The sequence below is a fragment of the Chengkuizengella marina genome (assembly GCF_009910845.1).
Taxonomy (GTDB): domain Bacteria; phylum Bacillota; class Bacilli; order Paenibacillales; family KCTC-33759; genus Chengkuizengella; species Chengkuizengella marina.
On record NZ_SIJB01000032.1, the window covers coordinates 16,348 to 33,599 of the forward strand.

General features: G+C 33.1%; 16 protein-coding genes and 1 riboswitch. Of the genes, 13 read left to right on the forward strand and 3 right to left on the reverse strand.

Annotated features, from left to right (window positions below; all coding sequences use genetic code 11):
* Positions 1–58: 58 nt before the first annotated feature.
* Positions 59–610 (reverse strand): pyridoxamine 5'-phosphate oxidase family protein, encoded by a 552-nt coding sequence (locus tag ERL59_RS15875; protein WP_160647218.1) that lies wholly within the window; start codon positions 608–610, stop codon positions 59–61.
* 252 nt (positions 611–862) lie between these two features.
* On the opposite strand from ERL59_RS15875, the gene ERL59_RS15880 reads away from it, so the two are divergent.
* The 9 genes from ERL59_RS15880 to ERL59_RS15920 all read left to right on the forward strand — a co-directional run bounded on the left by ERL59_RS15880 (position 863) and on the right by ERL59_RS15920 (position 8,476).
* On the forward strand, positions 863–2,101 hold the full coding sequence (locus ERL59_RS15880; protein WP_160647219.1) for a D-alanyl-D-alanine carboxypeptidase family protein: 1,239 nt from the start codon (positions 863–865) through the stop codon (positions 2,099–2,101).
* Positions 2,102–2,211: 110 nt separating this feature from the next.
* Entirely contained in the window at positions 2,212–2,565 is a 354-nt protein-coding gene (gene spoIIAA / locus ERL59_RS15885) for an anti-sigma F factor antagonist (RefSeq protein WP_160647220.1), read from the forward strand.
* The gene (gene spoIIAB / locus ERL59_RS15890; protein WP_160647221.1) at positions 2,562–3,008 is read left to right on the forward strand and encodes an anti-sigma F factor; all 447 of its coding nucleotides are present in this window, start codon (positions 2,562–2,564) and stop codon (positions 3,006–3,008) included. Before spoIIAA ends, spoIIAB begins: the two co-directional genes overlap by 4 nt.
* Positions 3,009–3,018: 10 nt before the next feature.
* Positions 3,019–3,774, forward strand: a complete 756-nt coding sequence (sigF, locus tag ERL59_RS15895) for an RNA polymerase sporulation sigma factor SigF (RefSeq protein ID WP_160647222.1) — start codon at positions 3,019–3,021, stop codon at positions 3,772–3,774.
* Between the two features lie 153 nt (positions 3,775–3,927).
* On the forward strand, positions 3,928–4,566 hold the full coding sequence (locus ERL59_RS15900; protein ID WP_328699961.1) for a stage V sporulation protein AA: 639 nt from the start codon (positions 3,928–3,930) through the stop codon (positions 4,564–4,566).
* Positions 4,550–4,975 carry a stage V sporulation protein AB gene (locus ERL59_RS15905; protein WP_160647368.1) on the forward strand — a complete coding sequence of 142 codons (426 nt, stop codon included), beginning with the start codon at positions 4,550–4,552 and terminating at the stop codon, positions 4,973–4,975. The genes ERL59_RS15900 and ERL59_RS15905 overlap by 17 nt, the downstream gene beginning before the upstream one ends.
* A gap of 24 nt (positions 4,976–4,999) precedes the next feature.
* The gene (locus tag ERL59_RS15910) at positions 5,000–6,475 is read left to right on the forward strand and encodes a spore germination protein (RefSeq protein WP_160647224.1); all 1,476 of its coding nucleotides are present in this window, start codon (positions 5,000–5,002) and stop codon (positions 6,473–6,475) included.
* Positions 6,476–6,674: 199 nt separating this feature from the next.
* Positions 6,675–8,009 (forward strand): diaminopimelate decarboxylase, encoded by a 1,335-nt coding sequence (gene lysA / locus ERL59_RS15915; RefSeq protein WP_160647225.1) that lies wholly within the window; start codon positions 6,675–6,677, stop codon positions 8,007–8,009.
* A 35-nt stretch (positions 8,010–8,044) separates the two neighbouring features.
* On the forward strand, positions 8,045–8,476 hold the full coding sequence (locus tag ERL59_RS15920) for a peptidylprolyl isomerase (protein ID WP_160647226.1): 432 nt from the start codon (positions 8,045–8,047) through the stop codon (positions 8,474–8,476).
* 144 nt (positions 8,477–8,620) lie between these two features.
* Here the strand turns inward: ERL59_RS15920 and ERL59_RS15925 are convergent, their stop codons facing one another.
* Complete coding sequence (locus tag ERL59_RS15925) at positions 8,621–9,181, reverse strand: bifunctional transcriptional activator/DNA repair enzyme AdaA (protein WP_160647227.1); 561 nt, start codon at positions 9,179–9,181, stop codon at positions 8,621–8,623.
* 101 nt (positions 9,182–9,282) lie between these two features.
* Complete coding sequence (locus tag ERL59_RS15930) at positions 9,283–10,524, reverse strand: MFS transporter (RefSeq protein ID WP_160647228.1); 1,242 nt, start codon at positions 10,522–10,524, stop codon at positions 9,283–9,285.
* Between the two features lie 427 nt (positions 10,525–10,951).
* On the opposite strand from ERL59_RS15930, the gene ERL59_RS15935 reads away from it, so the two are divergent.
* From ERL59_RS15935 to ERL59_RS15950, 4 genes are all read left to right on the forward strand, one after another.
* A complete protein-coding gene (locus ERL59_RS15935) occupies positions 10,952–13,297 on the forward strand; it encodes an immune inhibitor A domain-containing protein (RefSeq protein ID WP_160647229.1) in 2,346 nt (781 codons plus the stop codon).
* A gap of 212 nt (positions 13,298–13,509) precedes the next feature.
* Positions 13,510–14,301 carry an SRPBCC domain-containing protein gene (locus ERL59_RS15940; protein ID WP_160647230.1) on the forward strand — a complete coding sequence of 264 codons (792 nt, stop codon included), beginning with the start codon at positions 13,510–13,512 and terminating at the stop codon, positions 14,299–14,301.
* A 592-nt stretch (positions 14,302–14,893) separates the two neighbouring features.
* Positions 14,894–15,057: riboswitch (FMN riboswitch) on the forward strand.
* 301 nt (positions 15,058–15,358) lie between these two features.
* Positions 15,359–16,018, forward strand: coding sequence for a riboflavin synthase (gene ribE / locus ERL59_RS15945; RefSeq protein ID WP_160647231.1), 660 nt, complete (start codon positions 15,359–15,361; stop codon positions 16,016–16,018).
* A gap of 17 nt (positions 16,019–16,035) precedes the next feature.
* The gene (locus ERL59_RS15950) at positions 16,036–17,244 is read left to right on the forward strand and encodes a bifunctional 3,4-dihydroxy-2-butanone-4-phosphate synthase/GTP cyclohydrolase II (protein ID WP_160647232.1); all 1,209 of its coding nucleotides are present in this window, start codon (positions 16,036–16,038) and stop codon (positions 17,242–17,244) included.
* Positions 17,245–17,252: the final 8 nt, after the last annotated feature.

The following is a 17,252-nucleotide window of genomic DNA, read 5'->3' on the forward strand; positions in this document are numbered from 1 at the left end:
AGTAGAATCCTTTCTAAGGTTCAGGCTTTTTGAGTTCCCCCCTATGTAATAAGATCTTCTATTTGTTTAATGGAAACTTCTCATCCAACCTGGTTCCGTGTTTTTCAATATATTCATCAAGAATTCCTTGTGAGGTCTTGTTTTTAGTCCATTTCATTAGTGTATCTCTATCCCCGATATAATCCATGATTGGAACACCGAATCCACAGCTAGTTTGTACCGCTTCAATTTTAATTTTAAAAACCTGTCTTGCTGATTTTGGATCAATTTCTGGAAAATGGTTCTGTAATAAATTAGCGTATGTTTCTGTATGTTTTTCAAACACTTCACCATATCCGTAAATGCGTAATATCAATGGTTTTTGATCAAAACTATTCCACATGAGTGTAATTTTTTTATTGTCTTTTAAATGATTTGCTGTTTCGTTACCGCTCCCCGCATAATCCATGTAAATGATAGATTGGTTGTTTTCAATTTTTAAACAGTCATAACCTTTTGGTGATAAATTAATCCTCCCGTTGTCTGAAGGTGCAGTTGCAGTGAAAAACATATGTTGATTGTGAATAAATTTAATTAACTCTTCATTTAGTTCTGTTAGAAATTTGCCCATAGTTTCTCCTCCTATATAAAAACTATAATTAAAAACGCTATATACTATTTTAATTTATATTTATTATGTCTAATTATTCCTTAAATTTCAATAAACCTTTAACAAAATATGAAGTATAATATGCACGCTACTAGACTAGTTGAGATGATATGATTCTAAATATTTGATTAAATATTTATTTTTTAATGGAATAATTTGCATAAGATTAGTAAACACTGTATACAAGTAATTCATGCTAGGAGGAGACATGTAATGTACAGAAAACACCTAATCTATTTTTTAAGTACAGTATTAATTATAAGTTTGATATTTCCAACTCAATTGATTGCAAATGAACCTGAAGAACAACAGATAGATTTAGCGCCAAGTTCACATTCTGCCATTTTGATAGATGCAGATACGGGTACGATTATTTTTGAAAAAAATGCTCATGACCGTTTACCTCCCGCTAGTATTACAAAAGTGATGACCATGTTGCTTATAATGGAAGCACTTGATAGCGGAAAAATACAAAAAGATGAAATGGTTCGAACTAGTGAATACGCAGCATCCATGGGAGGATCACAAATCTTCTTAGAAGAAGGAGAAGAGATGAGTGTTGAAGATATGCTGAAAGGCATAGCGATGGCGTCAGGTAATGATGCATCTGTAGCCATGGCTGAAAAAATAGCAGGATCAGAAGAAATGTTTGTTCAGATGATGAATGATCGAGCAAAAGCACTTGGTTTAGAGAACACTCATTTTGAGAACAGTAATGGTTTACCTTCGTCAGAACATTATTCAAGTGCACATGATATTGCGATCATGTCAAAAGAGTTATTAAAGCATGAAATGATCACTCAATTCACAAGTAAGTATCAAGATTATTTACGTAAGGATACGGATGATCCTTTCTGGTTGGTGAACACGAATAAGTTAGTTAGATTTTATCAAGGCGCAGATGGACTGAAAACAGGATACACGAGTGAAGCCAAGTATTGCCTTGCAGCAACTGCAAAGAGAAATGATATGCGTGTGATTGCTGTTGTATTAGGAGAACCTACTACAAAATCCAGAAACTATGAAGTATCTAAGCTTTTTGATTATGCTTTTTCTCAATACACAAATTATCCTATTTTTAAACCTGGTGAAATGATCGGTACAATTCCTATTGAAAAAGGAGATGTGCGAAATATTGAGATTGTAGCAAAACAACAATACAGTGTGTTAATGAAAAAAGGGGAGTCCAAAGAAAATATTAAACATGAGATTGAATTAGAATCAGAAATAAAAGCACCAGTTGCATTAGGACAAACCGTTGGGAAATTAAAGATCTATCAAAATGAAGAAAAAATTAAAGAAATTGATCTTGATTCACCTATAGAAGTGAAGGAAGCAAGTTATTGGCAAATATTAAAAAGAACGATAGAAAAAGTACTATTTATTCAAAAAAAAGATGAACAGGAAACAGAAAACGAGTCAAATCATTTAGAAGAAAATTCACAAGAATAAAAAAGAAAATGTCAAATAAACGAAGTTCTCTTCTAGTTTTGTCGAAGAGCAGGAATTGTAAGATGTTATGTAGAAATGCTTCATCATCAGTTTATAAGGAGTGAAGAACTATGAGTCTGCACGTGCAGATATCTAATCAAGGTGAGGCATTGATTGTTAGACTTCAGGGTGAACTTGATCATCACACATCAGAACTGCTGCGAACAAAAATGGAGAGTGCAATAGAACAGGAAAACAGTAATCATATCGTTTTAGTACTTAAGGATCTATCTTTTATGGACAGCTCCGGTTTAGGGGTTATATTAGGACGATATAAACAAATTACAAATAGAGGTGGAAGGATGGTTGTTTGTAACGTCAACTCTTCAATCTATCGACTGTTTGAAATGTCAGGTTTGTTTAAAATACTAACTATTGAAGAAGATGAAGAACAAGCTCTTTCCAGTCTGGGGGTCGTATCATGAAAGTAAATAATTATATGGCTCTTCAATTTATGAGTAAATCAGAAAATGAAGCTTTTGCAAGAATTACAGTGGCAGCATTTGTCTCACAGTTAGATCCACAAGTAAACGAATTAACAGACATTAAAACAGTGGTTTCTGAAGCTGTTACGAATTCAATCATTCACGGTTATGAAAATAAACCAGAGGGTATGATTTCCATCACTGCAAAAATAGAAGAGGATACGGTTTATATTACTGTAGAGGATGAAGGTTTAGGCATTGAGAATTTAGACGAAGCTATACAGCCTCTATTTACATCTAAACCTGAATTAGAGAGGTCAGGTATGGGTTTTACAATTATGGAAAACTTTATGGATGAAGTTGAGATCAATTCTACCTTAGGAAAAGGAACTAAGGTAACAATGATGAAGCGGATTGAATCAAAAAAAGCTTTATACAATTAGGGGTATGAATATGGATGTGGATTTGAATAACAAGACACATAAATATCTAAAGGATAATGAAGTCAAAAGATTGATTGCTTTAAGTCAAACAGGTGATATGGTAGCACGAGATACTTTAGTGAATAATAATATTCGTTTAGTATGGTCTGTCGTACAGCGGTTTTTAAATCGAGGATATGAACCAGATGATTTGTTTCAAATTGGATGTATAGGATTATTAAAATCAGTTGATAAATTTGATCTATCTTACGATGTCAAATTTTCTACTTATGCAGTACCTATGATTATAGGTGAAATACAGCGTTTTCTCCGGGATGATGGAACCTTAAAAGTAAGTCGTTCCTTAAAAGAAATGGCAAATAAAGTGAGAAAAATAAAAGATGAACTTACTAAAAAATTAAATAGAATACCCACCATATCAGAAATAGCAGAAGAACTAGAAGTAACCCCAGAGGAAGTGGTATTTGCACTTGAAGCCAATAAACCTCCTTCATCCATCCATGAAACCGTCTTTGAGAATGATGGAGATCCGATTACACTCATGGATCAAATATCTGACGATTCACAGGATAAATGGTTTGAAAACATTGCATTAAATGAAGCTATTCAATCATTAAGTGAAAGAGAACAGCTCATCGTTTACTTAAGATATTATAAGGATCAAACCCAATCAGAGGTTGCACTTCGATTGGGAATATCACAAGTACAAGTATCCAGATTAGAAAAGAAAATATTACGAACGATTAAAGCTCAGATAGCATTATGACTATCTGAGCTTTTTTACGTACATACTATAAGGGATGTTTAGTAAAGTGAATGGAGCTTTTTTATATTGAATTATACGAGCCCCAAAGAAAAGTATTAGGATGTTACATCAATGAATGACTTCACTTTTTAAGGTACATAGGGGGTGGTGATGATGAATAACAATCAGCAGATATTATATTTAAGGTTAAGAAAATGCATAAAATTAACAAAAGGAAAACCGATTTATTTAGGACAAATTGCTCAAATTATCATTGATCCTGAATGGGAGATGAAATTAAAGAAACTATTGATTAAGCAACCAACAGATGAACGGAATTTAGTGATTGACTTAATGTTGATTGTAAAAAAAGTTAAGGAAGTCCTTCCAGATGTCACCATTGAATATTTTGGGGAGCCACATGTATTTGTTGAATTTGAGGAGAATAAACCTTCCCCTAATTTCATACTTATCGCTTTAGTATGGTTGTTATTATTTGTGGGTTCAGGTTTAGCCATTATGAACTTTCATGCCGATGTAAGTATGGAGGAAGTTCATCAAAAAATTTATACATTTGTGACTGGGGAAGAAACTGATTCACCCTTACTTCTGCAAATTCCATACTCACTTGGGTTAGGCATCGGGATGATATTATTTTTTAATCGGTTATTTAAGAAGAAGTTTAGTGAGGAGCCTTCACCCCTTGAATTAGAGATGTTCATGTACAAAGAAAGTTTAAATCAGTTTCAAATTACAAAACAATTTCAAAAAAATGAAAAAAGAAATGGTTCAGATGATGGATCTGTTTCTTAATATAATAGTTATTTTTATAGGGGTATCTGGAGGATTGGCAGTAGGTAGCGGTTTAGTTGCTTTTTTAACTGTCCTGGATGTTGTCCCGCGTTTAACACAGCTTACTAAATCCAATAAGTTTTTGTATTTATATGAATCAGCAGTTGTGATTGGAGCAGTATTCTGGACATTTACTGATTTTTATAAATGGAATTTTCACCTTTTCCCTTTAAGCAGTATAATTTTTGGGTTATTCGCTGGTGTTTTTATTGGTATGATAGCAGCTGGTTTAACTGAAGTTTTAAATGTTTTACCTATATTAGCGCAAAGAATGAATATGTCAAAGTACATTATTGCTTTATTAATGGCTATGGTTTTGGGGAAAATCATTGGATCACTTTTTCAATGGATAGTATATAGAACATTGTAAAGGCAGCATGAAAGGAAGTAGACAATGGCAGAAGGAAAAAAACATAAGTTACCTATTCCAAAGGATATAGAAAAAGTTAAAGAAGCTTTAAATGAACATATTGGATTAGATACTAGCTTTGATGTTTTGTTAAGGGAAATGGAATTTGGAAGAAAGAAGACTGGATTGTTATATATTAATGGCTTTGCCAAAGATGATGTGTTAACAGAAATTTTAAAAAGATTAAGTTATTTAAAACGGGAAGAGATAGTACCCAAAGTATTATCAAGCTTTTTAGATAAATATATTTCTCACATCCAAGTTGAGGTTGAAGATGATTTAACAAAAGCTATTAATAGTGTGCTCGCTGGAATGTGTGCATTTTTTATTGATGGAGAAACGAGTGCAATTGTCATTGATGCTAAAGTTTTTCCAATCAGAGGCATTGACGAACCTTCTTTAGAAAAAGTAGCACGTGGTTCTAGAGATGGTTTTGTTGAAACTATGCTTATCAATGTAACATTAGTTCGACGTAGATTACGTGATCCAAAATTGAAGTATGAAGTTATGAACGTTGGAAAAAGAACGAAAACAGATGTGTGCATTGGATACCTAGATGATATTGTTGATAAGAAGTTATTGGAATCAATTAGAGATAAAATAAAAAAAATCAAAGTTGATGGTATTCCAGTTGCAAATAAGCAGTTAGAAGAAATTATTTTTGGGAATGGTTGGAATCCATTTCCGATGGTCCGATATTCTGAACGTCCTGATGTAATAGCTGCACATTTATTAGATGGACATATTATTTTGTTTGTAGATACATCACCAAGTGCTATGATTTTGCCAGCTACCCTTTTTCATCATGTGCAGCATGCAGAAGAGTATACAGATGCACCTGTTGTAGGGACATATTTAAGATGGGTAAGGTTCCTTGCAATTTTTGCCTCGATTTTTGTATTGCCCATTTGGTTTTTATTTGTAGTTGAACCAGGTCTTAAACCAGAAGCTTTAGAATTTTTGGGTCCCAAAGAAACAGGTGAACTTCCAATTCTTTTGCAATTTTTCTTTGCAGAGATTGGTGCAGATCTCATGAGAATGGCGTCTATTCACACACCAACTCCTTTTGCAGTTGGACTAGGGTTAATATCAGCAATCATATTAGGAGAATTTGCTGTTCAGACAGGATTATTCGTTTACGAAGTCATCTTGTATTTATCATTGGCCATGATGGGTATGTATGCCACCCCAAGTTATGAATTAAGACTTGCCAACCGAATGACAAGATTAGTTTTATTAATCTTAGTTGCTTTGTTTAAAGTACCAGGGTTAATCATAGGTACAACAGTGATTATTATAATCTTAGCTTTCACAAGATCCTTTAATTCACCTTATTTATGGCCTTTTATTCCTTTTAATGCAAAAGCGTTTTTCACTATCGTACTAAGAAGACCCATTACAGAAGATAATAAAAGACCAAGCATCGCAAATCCTCGAGATCATACTAAGCAACCAACATAAAATAGGAATATAATACCAGATCATTATTGAACTGGTATTTTCTTTATTTTAACAGTTGAGGTAAACTTCTTAGACATATATCCTCATTTGCTAAGATTACAGTAATGCCGTATTGTTTTCTACTCCTTGATATGATAATTTATTATTAACCTTTATTATTTATATGATGATTTTATTTCAGAAGAGGGGAAAATAGACAATGTATTTACATGGTACAAGTAGAGTTAATAATAATGGACATTTAGAAATAGGTAGATGTGATACTACGGAATTAACTAAACAATTTGGCACACCTTTATATGTAGTAGATGAAGAACTAGTTCGACAAAGATGTCGTGAATATATGGATTCTTTTCGTGAATCTGGTTTAACATTTCAGGTTGCTTATGCAAGTAAAGCCTTTTGTGTGAAAGCAATTTGTCGTGTGATGGATGAAGAAGGTTTATCTTTAGATGTTGTGTCTGATGGTGAATTATATACTGCACTTGAAGCAGGTTTCCCTCCTGAAAGAATTCATTTCCACGGAAATAATAAAACACCTTTTGAAATTGAAATGGCACTCGATGCAAATATAGGTTGTTTCGTGGTGGATAATTTCGTGGAATTATATTTATTAAATGAGCTTGCTGGTCAAAAAGGAAAGAAAGTAAAAGCTTTATTCCGTGTAACACCTGGTGTTGAAGCTCATACTCATGAATTTATTTCAACTGGTCAAACTGATTCAAAATTTGGCTTTGACATAGGTAATGGTTCAGCTATAAAAGCGATGGAGGAAGCATCTAAACTTAATCATATTATTATTTTAGGAGTTCATTCTCATATTGGTTCTCAAATCTTTGAAGTTGAAGGGTTTAAATTAGCTGTTGAAAGAGTAGCAGATTTTGCCGTAGAAGTACGTAAACGATTAAATATAGAATATGATGTGATTAATCTAGGAGGAGGCTTCGGGATTCGTTATTCAAATGAAGATACACCTCTTCCAGTACCAGAATATGTAGAAGCAATCACAGATGCTATAAAAGACAACTTTACAAAAAATGAATATCCAATGCCTGAGATTTGGGTAGAACCGGGTAGAAGTATTGTAGGAGAGGCAGGTTCTACGTTATATACAGTAGGTACACAAAAAGATATACCTGGGGTAAGAAAGTATGTAGCTGTAGACGGTGGAATGACAGATAATATTAGACCTGCACTTTATAACTCTCCTTATGAAGCGATGTTAGCAAACCGTGCAAACGAGAAAAATGAAGAAGTTGTTTCCATTGCGGGAAAAGCATGTGAAAGTGGAGATATGTTGATCTGGGATTTGGAATTACCTAAAATAAATTCTGGTGATATTCTTGCAGTTTCATGTACAGGAGCATATAATTATGCAATGGCAAGTAATTATAATCGTATTCGCAGACCTGCTGTTGTTTTTGTTAAAGATGGTGAAGCGGATTTAGTTGTAAATAGAGAAAGCCATGAAGATATTGTTGGTAATGATGTGATTCCTGAACGTTTACGTAAACAAGAGGCGATCAAATCATAAATGTATGATTAATTTATAAAATAGGAGTGATATTAATGGACAAACAAGCAAAGATTAAAATGGAAGATGGTGCAGAGATTCTTATCGATTTATTTGAAAAGGATGCACCTAATACGGTAGCTAATTTTGAAAAACTAGCAAACGAAGGATTTTATAACGGCCTCACATTTCATCGGGTAATTCCTGGTTTTGTTGCACAAGGAGGTTGTCCAAATGGGACAGGTACAGGTGGCCCTGGATACCAAATTAATTGCGAAATTAATCCAAATAAACATGAACGTGGATCATTAGCTATGGCTCATGCTGGACGTAATACAGGTGGAAGTCAGTTTTATATTTGTTATCAACCTCAGCCTCACTTAGATGGACAACATACTGTTTTTGGAAAAGTATCAAAAGGTATGGAGTTTGTTGATGTTATTAAACAAGGTGATAAAATGGCTGAAGTAATGATTACTGAAAAGTAATAATAAATTTATAAAATAATCAAGCCCTATAAGAAGTTGGTGAAATTTCTTATAGGGCTTTTAGTCAGTAATGCTATATCCCACTTGTGTGATAAGGCTTCTAATGTTTGTATTTTATTCTTTGTTATTCATTCAGTGTTGAATTTAATTTACACTGGAAAATATTTTTTTTCTAAATTTTGAAGGTGAATATCCAGTAGATTTTTTAAAAACAGTTGAAAAATAAGCTGTGCTATTGAAACCATGGTTTAGAGCTATTTCAGTAATGGTTTGATTTGTATCCAACAGTGCCTCTCTTGCTTTCGTTAAACGGACTTCCTGTAAATATTCGAGTGGTGTCTTTCCTGTATGTTTTTTAAATGTGCGAAGCAAATGATAAGGGTCAATTGCGATTGCAGCTGCAATTTGATTTAGCTGGACCTCATCTTGGAAGTTTTGTTTTATAATAAAGATTGCTTTATTAGAAATTTCTTCTGATGAATCAACCCATGATCTATCAGTTGGACAACATCTTTTGCATGATCGAAATCCGTTTCGTTCAGCCTCCACAGCAGTTTTATAAATATGGACATTTTTTTGTATCGGAATTTTAGATTTACAGGATGGACGGCAAAAGATTCCTGTGCTCTTAACAGCATAGAAAAACACGCCGTCAAATGATTTGTCATTATTAATAATTGCATCCCAATATGAAGTTTCCATCATTGTATCCCACCTTTAAAGTAAGTATATCTTAATGGGAAAAATACTTAAAGAGATTGAAATTTAAAGTCAATATAATGAAATTAATCCTCAGAACAATTTCTTTATACATTTGAAGAAGTATAGAAATTATCTTTTTCAAGTTTCTTCCCTTGTTTTTTTAAAACAAGATGAACAAAACCAAACATTGCAGAGAAAATCAATAGAATTCCTGATAGAATATATATTAACTTAACACCTATTAGATCAGTTAAAATACCAACACCCATTATGGAAAAAATAAAAATTAATTGCACTAAAGAGGATTTTGCAGCAAGTACTTTTGTTAATGTTTTCTCGTCAGCACTATTTTGATACATTGTTTCCTGTGCTAAATCTCTAATCTGAAAAGAAGGTCCCATAATAACAACTAATAAAAGTGCTACATAAGCATTTGTATTTAGACCATAAACTATAGTTAAGATACCAAATATAAATGAACCCGTTAACATAAATGTTGTTAAATGCCCCTTCATAATATTTGATAGACGATAGACGAATAATCCCCCTATAAGCGTTCCGAAATAGTATCCGCCATTAATATACCCCCACCAAGCTTCTCCTTTTCCTAGAACTTCCTGTACAAAAGTTAAAGTGACAGCTCCTATCCAAATCGTACCTACCCATGATTCCATGATGTCCATTAAGACCAATACTCTTAACCCTTTATTTTTCAGTAAATATTTCCAACCATAAGTAAATGTTTTGAACAATTTTTTTTGTTCTTGTGTCTTTGTTATATGTTTTTCTACCCTAACTATAAATAAGCTGATCATCGATAATAAAGTGAGGAAAAAAGTAAACATTAAAGTTACTTCTTTTCCTAATAATGACAACATTAGTCCACCTAATGTCCAACCTGCAAATAAAAACGTTTGATCCACCGTTGCAATAAAGCTATTTGCTTTCACTCTGGTCGATTCTGGAACAATGGACCGGACGATAGAACTTTTTAAAGGAGAAAAAAAACCATTTAAGAAAGATATGCAAGCTAATAACAGAAAAAATAATATATAAATGCTAAAAGATAGTTTTTGAAAAAACAAACTATATAAACCTACTAATATAAAAATTTGAGCCAGCTGGGAAACCTTCAAAATCGTTGTTGATTTGTATTTATCAGATATTAAAGGTAAGTAGATGCTGCTAAACATATGAGCAGTTATACTAGTTAAAGTTACTGCTGCGGATAATGTTGTTGATCCTGTTTCATTATACAAATACATTACAACAGTCATTGTGTACAATGCAAAAGCAAGGTTTGTTGCTGTTTGACTTACCACTAAGGCATAAAAAGATCGATTCAATTTGTTTACCTACTTTCTAAATAAAAATGTATAATATGAGCTATGATTTTCATATTAATCCAATTCTTTTGTTTGCACATTAGACAATATCTTTAGATAGTCCTACAACTTTAGTTGTAAGAAGTTAAATATGAAACTTATGAAATAAGAAATGATAGAGAAAGTCATAAAATTCTCTCTATTGAATTTATTATAGTAATGAAATACTAAGTTAAAGCATTAATGCGTTATAAGCTATTGATTCGTGAATATGTTAACATGGTAATACTAGGAGGTGGTGACATTGTTAATGCTTACATTCTTCTTTCACCCAACATAAATAAGAGAGAAGATTGAATAGAATGTAATCATAATTAGACAATTATGGTTAATTAATTATGCTTTTTTATTTATATTTACTAGATTACACTTAATTGGAGGTTTATACATGTTAAAAAAGAAGTTATTCCCTCTTTGTATGTCAATGGCATTAGGTTTTAGTATTTTTGCAGGATCTGTTTCTCCTGGAGTGATTGCAACAGACGTACAAGACTTACATTCTACTTCCGGCGCTTTTGATATGTCAATTGCGGATGATGAGAGATTAATAGAAATGTTAAAAGATAATGGAACCATCCCTGAGGGTGCAAGTTCAAGTGAAGCTCAAAAAGCTTTATCATCTTATTTAAGCAAACGCTCTCAAGCTGCTAAAGATCAAGCGGGTGAGTTAGATGAATTTGAGAAAAAGCGTAATGCTACTTTAAAGAATAAAGCTTCAAAAAACGGATTGTTAAATGGAAAAGGAAATAAATTAGGTCAGCAAGTCCATGTTGATCCAGTTGAACTTGAAACTTGGGATGGAGAACAAAGAAAAGATAATGTTCTTATCCTACTTATAGATTTTCCAGACTTCCCACACAATAACATTCAACCAGAAGAAACAGATATGTATTATGAGGATTATAGTGTAGAACATTTTACAAATATGGCTTTTGGTGACAACGGATACGTTGGACCAAATGGAGAAACTTTAATCTCCATGAAGCAATTGTATGAACAGCAATCTGGTGGGAGTTATACAATTGATGGTCAGGTTGCAGGCTGGTATACTGCAAAAAATAATGCAGCATTTTATGGTGGTAATAATGCAAATGGTAATGATTCAAATCCACGAGAGTTGATAAGAGAAGCATTATTAGCAGCAAGTGAAGATCCAACTATAGATTTAAAAGAGTATGATCAAGAAGACCGTTATGATTTAGATGGTGATGGAGATTTACGTGAGCCTGACGGTTTAGTCGATCATCTTATGATCGTACATGCTAGTGTAGGTGAAGAAGCAGGTGGAGGTAGTTTAGGAGAAGATGCGATTTGGTCACACCGTTGGAACTTAGGTGGTGTATTTACAATGCCTGATACAGATGCAGATGCACCATACTGGGGTGGACTAATGGCAGCTTATGATTATACGATCCAACCAGAAACAGGAGCTACAGGTGTATTTGCTCATGAATATGCGCATGATTTAGGATTGCCAGACGAATATGATATTCAATACACTGGTCAAGGTGAGCCTGTTTCCTATTGGTCTATCATGTCAAGCGGAAGCTGGGCAGGTTTAGTTCCAGGAACAGAACCAACTGGATTTAGTCCTTGGGCTAAAGAGTTCTTACAAGCTACAATGGGTGGTAATTGGTTAACAGGGACAACATTTCATATCGATGATATTGACGAAAATGGAGTTGAAGTGTTACTAGATCAAGCAAGCTCAAAAGGGACAAATGACGATGCTGTGCGTATTGACTTACCTAATAAAAAAGTAACATTTAATGAACCATTCAGTGGGGAGTTTGAGTTTTTCAGTGGAAAAGGTGATGAATTAAACAATTCAATGACTACATCATTAGACTTAACATCAGCTTCAAGTGCATCACTAAACTTTAAAACATGGTATCAAATTGAATTAGACTGGGATTATGCTTCTATTCAAGTAAGAGAAGAAGGTACAAATGAATGGGTTTCTGTTCCAGGTAATTTAACAACAGAATATGATCCTAATGAACAAAATCCTGGTTTTGGAATTACGGGTCATTCAGATGGTTGGGTTGATGGAGTTTTTGATTTATCTGAGTTTGCAGGGAAATCAATTGACTTGCGTTTCAACTATTGGACAGACGTTGCTTACATTGATCCTGGATTCTATGTAGACGATATATCTATTGAAGTTGATGGAGAAGTTGTATTGTTTGATGATGCAGAAGGAGATACTTCTTTTGAACTAGATGGATTTGACGTAAATGATGGAACGAATGAGTATAAACATTATTATCTACTTGAATGGAGAAACTATGATGGAGTAGATGAAGGTTTATCTCACATTCGTCGTGGTGATAGTGTAATGAAATTTGAGCCAGGTTTATTAATTTGGTATGCAGATGAATCATTTGATGCGAATCTAGTTGGTAATCACCCAGGTGACGGTTTCTTAGGTGTAGTAGACGCTGATCAGCATGTAGTTAATTTTAGTGATAATACACCTGCTATCACAAGATACCAAGTTCATGATGCTACATTTGGTCTTCAAAAAGATGAAAAAATGTTCTTAGAATTATCTGATGGTACAATTAAGGATAATCAAACTAAGGTTCATCCAATGTTTGATGATAGTGAATCATACATCAGTTCTCAAATTCCAGACGCAGGACGTAATGTTCCTGAGCATGGTTTGAAGATCCGTGTAATTGGTGAAAGTGATGATTTAAGTGCTGCAAAAATTATCATTTTTCGTGACTAATTAAGATTTGCAATGAATGAACTATTAGAATGAACCAACCTAACCTCCTGGGGTAATTACCTCAGGAGGTTTTTTTTACACTTAAGGATTTATAATTAGTGAGATTTAATTTTTCTTTATGACTTGCAAAATCAAATTAAACATGTTACTATAAAGTCACTTAATAAATGTGACCTAAAAGTAACCTAATATAAGGAGGATGTGTAGTAGTTATGGACGATCAAGATTTAACTCTTATGTTCAAAGCACTTGGTCATCCTATTCGTAGGGATATTCTTGATTTGCTGAAAGGTAAACCAAAAACAACAAGTGAATTAACAGGGTATTTTAAAAATGTAAGCAGATATGCGGTAATGAAACATTTAAATATATTGGAGCAAGCAAACCTTCTGCTAATTAGAAGAGAAGGTAGAACACGAGTTAATTATATTAATATTGTTCCATTACAGCAGATGTTGAATCGATGGTCAACACGTTACCAATCCAATTTTGCAAGTGCAATTGTCTCTTTAAAAACAAAAATTGAAGGGAGTAATAATGATATGAGTTTGGTACATGATAGTTTTCAAATTGAACAAGAAATCATAATTAATGCTAACCGTGAAAAAGTGTACAATGCAATGACAAAGGGAATAAATGACTGGTGGACATATCGACTATGTGGAGATGGATCCATACTAACATTAGAACCAAAGGTCGGTGGTAAATTTCTAGAAGCAAATAAGAATGGGAAAGCTGCCCTTTGGGGTACTGTCATTAAGATAAATCCACCTGAAGAAATTCGCTTAAGTGGGTTATTAGGAATGGAAGGTGCAGTGAACAGCTCTTATTCTTTTAAATTAGAAGAGAAAGGTTCATCAACGGTATTAAAACTTTCTCATCATGCTGTTGGATTATTAAACCCTGATTGGCAACATTCTCATAATGAAGGTTGGAAAGAACTTCTTGGTGATTTTCTTAAAAACTATGTTGAGAAAAATGAACTTCCTAAATCAAATAAATAATATATATTTCAAGTTATAGTGTTTTAAAATACATTCATGTTTGAATACTACCTTCAAGTAAAAAAGTCACATTTAATTACGTTGTAATTATGTGACTTTTATATATAAGAAAAATAATAATATGAATTTTTATAAATATTCTTTTTTTTTAAAATGAACGAGATATGGTAGAAAAATAAAAAGAGATGACAAATGAAGCATCACCTTCATTGTGTCACCTAGCATAAAAGGAAAAAAATGATTAGATTTATTTTAACATGATTGATGGACGAAATCTACATGTTTATACTAATAATATTATTTTTATTCATTTATAATATCTTTATCTTTACCAATAAATCATTTTTGAAAGGATGTTTCAAAATATCTCTATTAAAAGAAAATTTTAAAATAAAAGGATATCGGTGCTTTATTATTGATGTATGTTTTTGTTATCACACAAAAAAAAGAAATTTATCACAATTATTCGAATATTATTGGTATACTAATGATATAAAAAGGAACAACAAAGAGCTTCATCATTAAACATCTTGCATTAATTTTAATTAAGTGATAGTATTTTTAAAGTAAGTGAGTTTTTTAAACTGAATAATATTTCCTTCGGGGTCGGGTGAAATTCCCAACCGGCGGTGATACTTTTTACAGGAATAAAAAGTTCAGTCCGTGACCCGTGTTATATTTGAATTATTTCATATAACCGGTGGATCTGGTGCAACTCCAGAGCCGACAGTAAAGTCTGGATGGGAGAAGGAAGGCGTAAAAGGCTTTTAGGTTAATTTATTAACTCATAGTTTGAGCTCTAATGAATTACCTAAATACGTTGTGAAAATTGGAATTTGAGGATTTGGGATACTTTCTGTTGTGTCTCCATGTACTTTTTTTCACAAAGTTGATGAGTTTATTTGTGTTTCCTAATTACACATATAAATTTATTAAAGTCATTATAGCTTTCATATACCATTAAGCCCCTTGTATAAAAGGGGCTTTTCGTTTTTTATAGGCGTTTTGTTTGAATCAACTGCTTGATTTTTCTTTATTATGGAGGTGACTGAACATTATGTTTACTGGAATTATAGAGGAGATTGGAACAATTAAAAATATCTCTAAACAATCACAAAGTATGATTATTTCTATTAATAGCAAAAAGATGCTTGAAGATATTCACCTTGGGGATAGTATTGCTATTAATGGAGTTTGTTTGACTGTCACTCAATATGATCAATCCTCATTTACGATGGATGTAATGCCAGAAACATTTAGAAAAACAAATTTATCACAATTATCCGCTGGTTCTAGAGTGAATCTAGAAAGGGCAATGGCAGCAAATAGTCGATTTGGAGGTCACATTGTTCAAGGTCATGTAGACAGTATCGGTGTAATAAAAAACAGGGAAAGTGAAGAGAATTCTGTTATGTTTACAATAGAACCAAATCAACAGGATATTTTTAAGTACATTATTCCACAAGGTTCCATTACATTGGACGGTATTAGTCTCACATTAGTGAATGTTACCAATTCAACTTTTAGTGTATCGATTATTCCTCACACATTAGAACAGACAATTTTACAGCAGAAATTCACAGGGGATACGTTGAATATTGAAGCTGATATTTTAGGAAAATACATTCATCATTTGTTAAATGGAAATAAACAACAAAACAGTGAAAGAAGCAATAATATTTCCAAACAGATGCTGATGGAAAATGGATTTATCTAAGAATAGGGGGATGTAAAATGGGAGATCAAATTAAGTTAGATAAAATTGAAGAAGCCATATATGATTTAATGTTAGGTAAAGTTGTCATTGTAGTTGATGATGAAGATCGTGAGAATGAAGGAGATTTTATTGCATTAGCTGATAAAGCAACTCCAGAAGTCATTAATTTTATGATTAAGGAAGGAAGAGGTCTAGTATGTGTACCTGTTACACAAGAAAGAGCTCAGAAATTAGATTTACAACCTATGGTGGAACAAAATACGGATTTTCATGGAACTGCTTTTACTGTCTCTGTTGATCATACTGATACCACCACTGGAATTTCTGCACATGAAAGGTCAAGAACGATTAAAGCGATAATTGATCCTAAGGCTAAACCACAAGATTTTCGCAGACCAGGCCATATCTTTCCATTGGTTGCTAAAAAGGGAGGAGTACTAAGAAGAGCAGGTCATACTGAAGCTTCCATTGATTTGGCTCGCTTATGCGGAGCATCACCAGCTGCTGTCATTTGTGAAGTGATTAAAGAAGACGGAACTATGGCAAGATTACCAGATTTAAGAAAAATGGCTGAAAAATTTGACTTGAAGTTAATTACAATCAAAGATCTTATTCGATACAGGAACGAAAAGGAACAGCTTGTTAATCGTGAAGTAGAAGTGAAAATGCCAACTGATTTTGGTATGTTTAAAGCCGTAGCTTATTCAAATCTTGTAGATCAAAAAGAACATGTAGCATTGGTTAAGGGAAATATTGATAGTGATCAGCCTGTAATGGTGCGTGTGCATTCTGAATGTTTGACTGGTGATGTATTTCATTCACATCGTTGTGATTGCGGATCACAACTTGCCGCTGCATTAAAGCAAATCCATGAAGAAGGCTCAGGTATTCTTTTGTATATGAGACAAGAAGGTCGTGGCATTGGATTAATAAACAAATTAAAAGCGTACGAATTACAAGAGCAAGGTTTAGATACAGTGGATGCTAATTTGAAATTGGGTTTTGCTCCTGATTTAAGAGATTATGGAATTGGGGCTCAGATTTTAAAGGATCTGGGTGTTCGAAAAATTCGCTTATTAACAAATAATCCAAGAAAAATCACTGGGTTAGAAGGATATGGGATGGAAGTTGTCGAACGTATTCCTTTACAAGTAGAAGAAAATAAGGAAAATACTAATTACCTGCATACGAAGCAAAGTAAATTAGGCCATTTATTAAAATTCTAAATTATTAA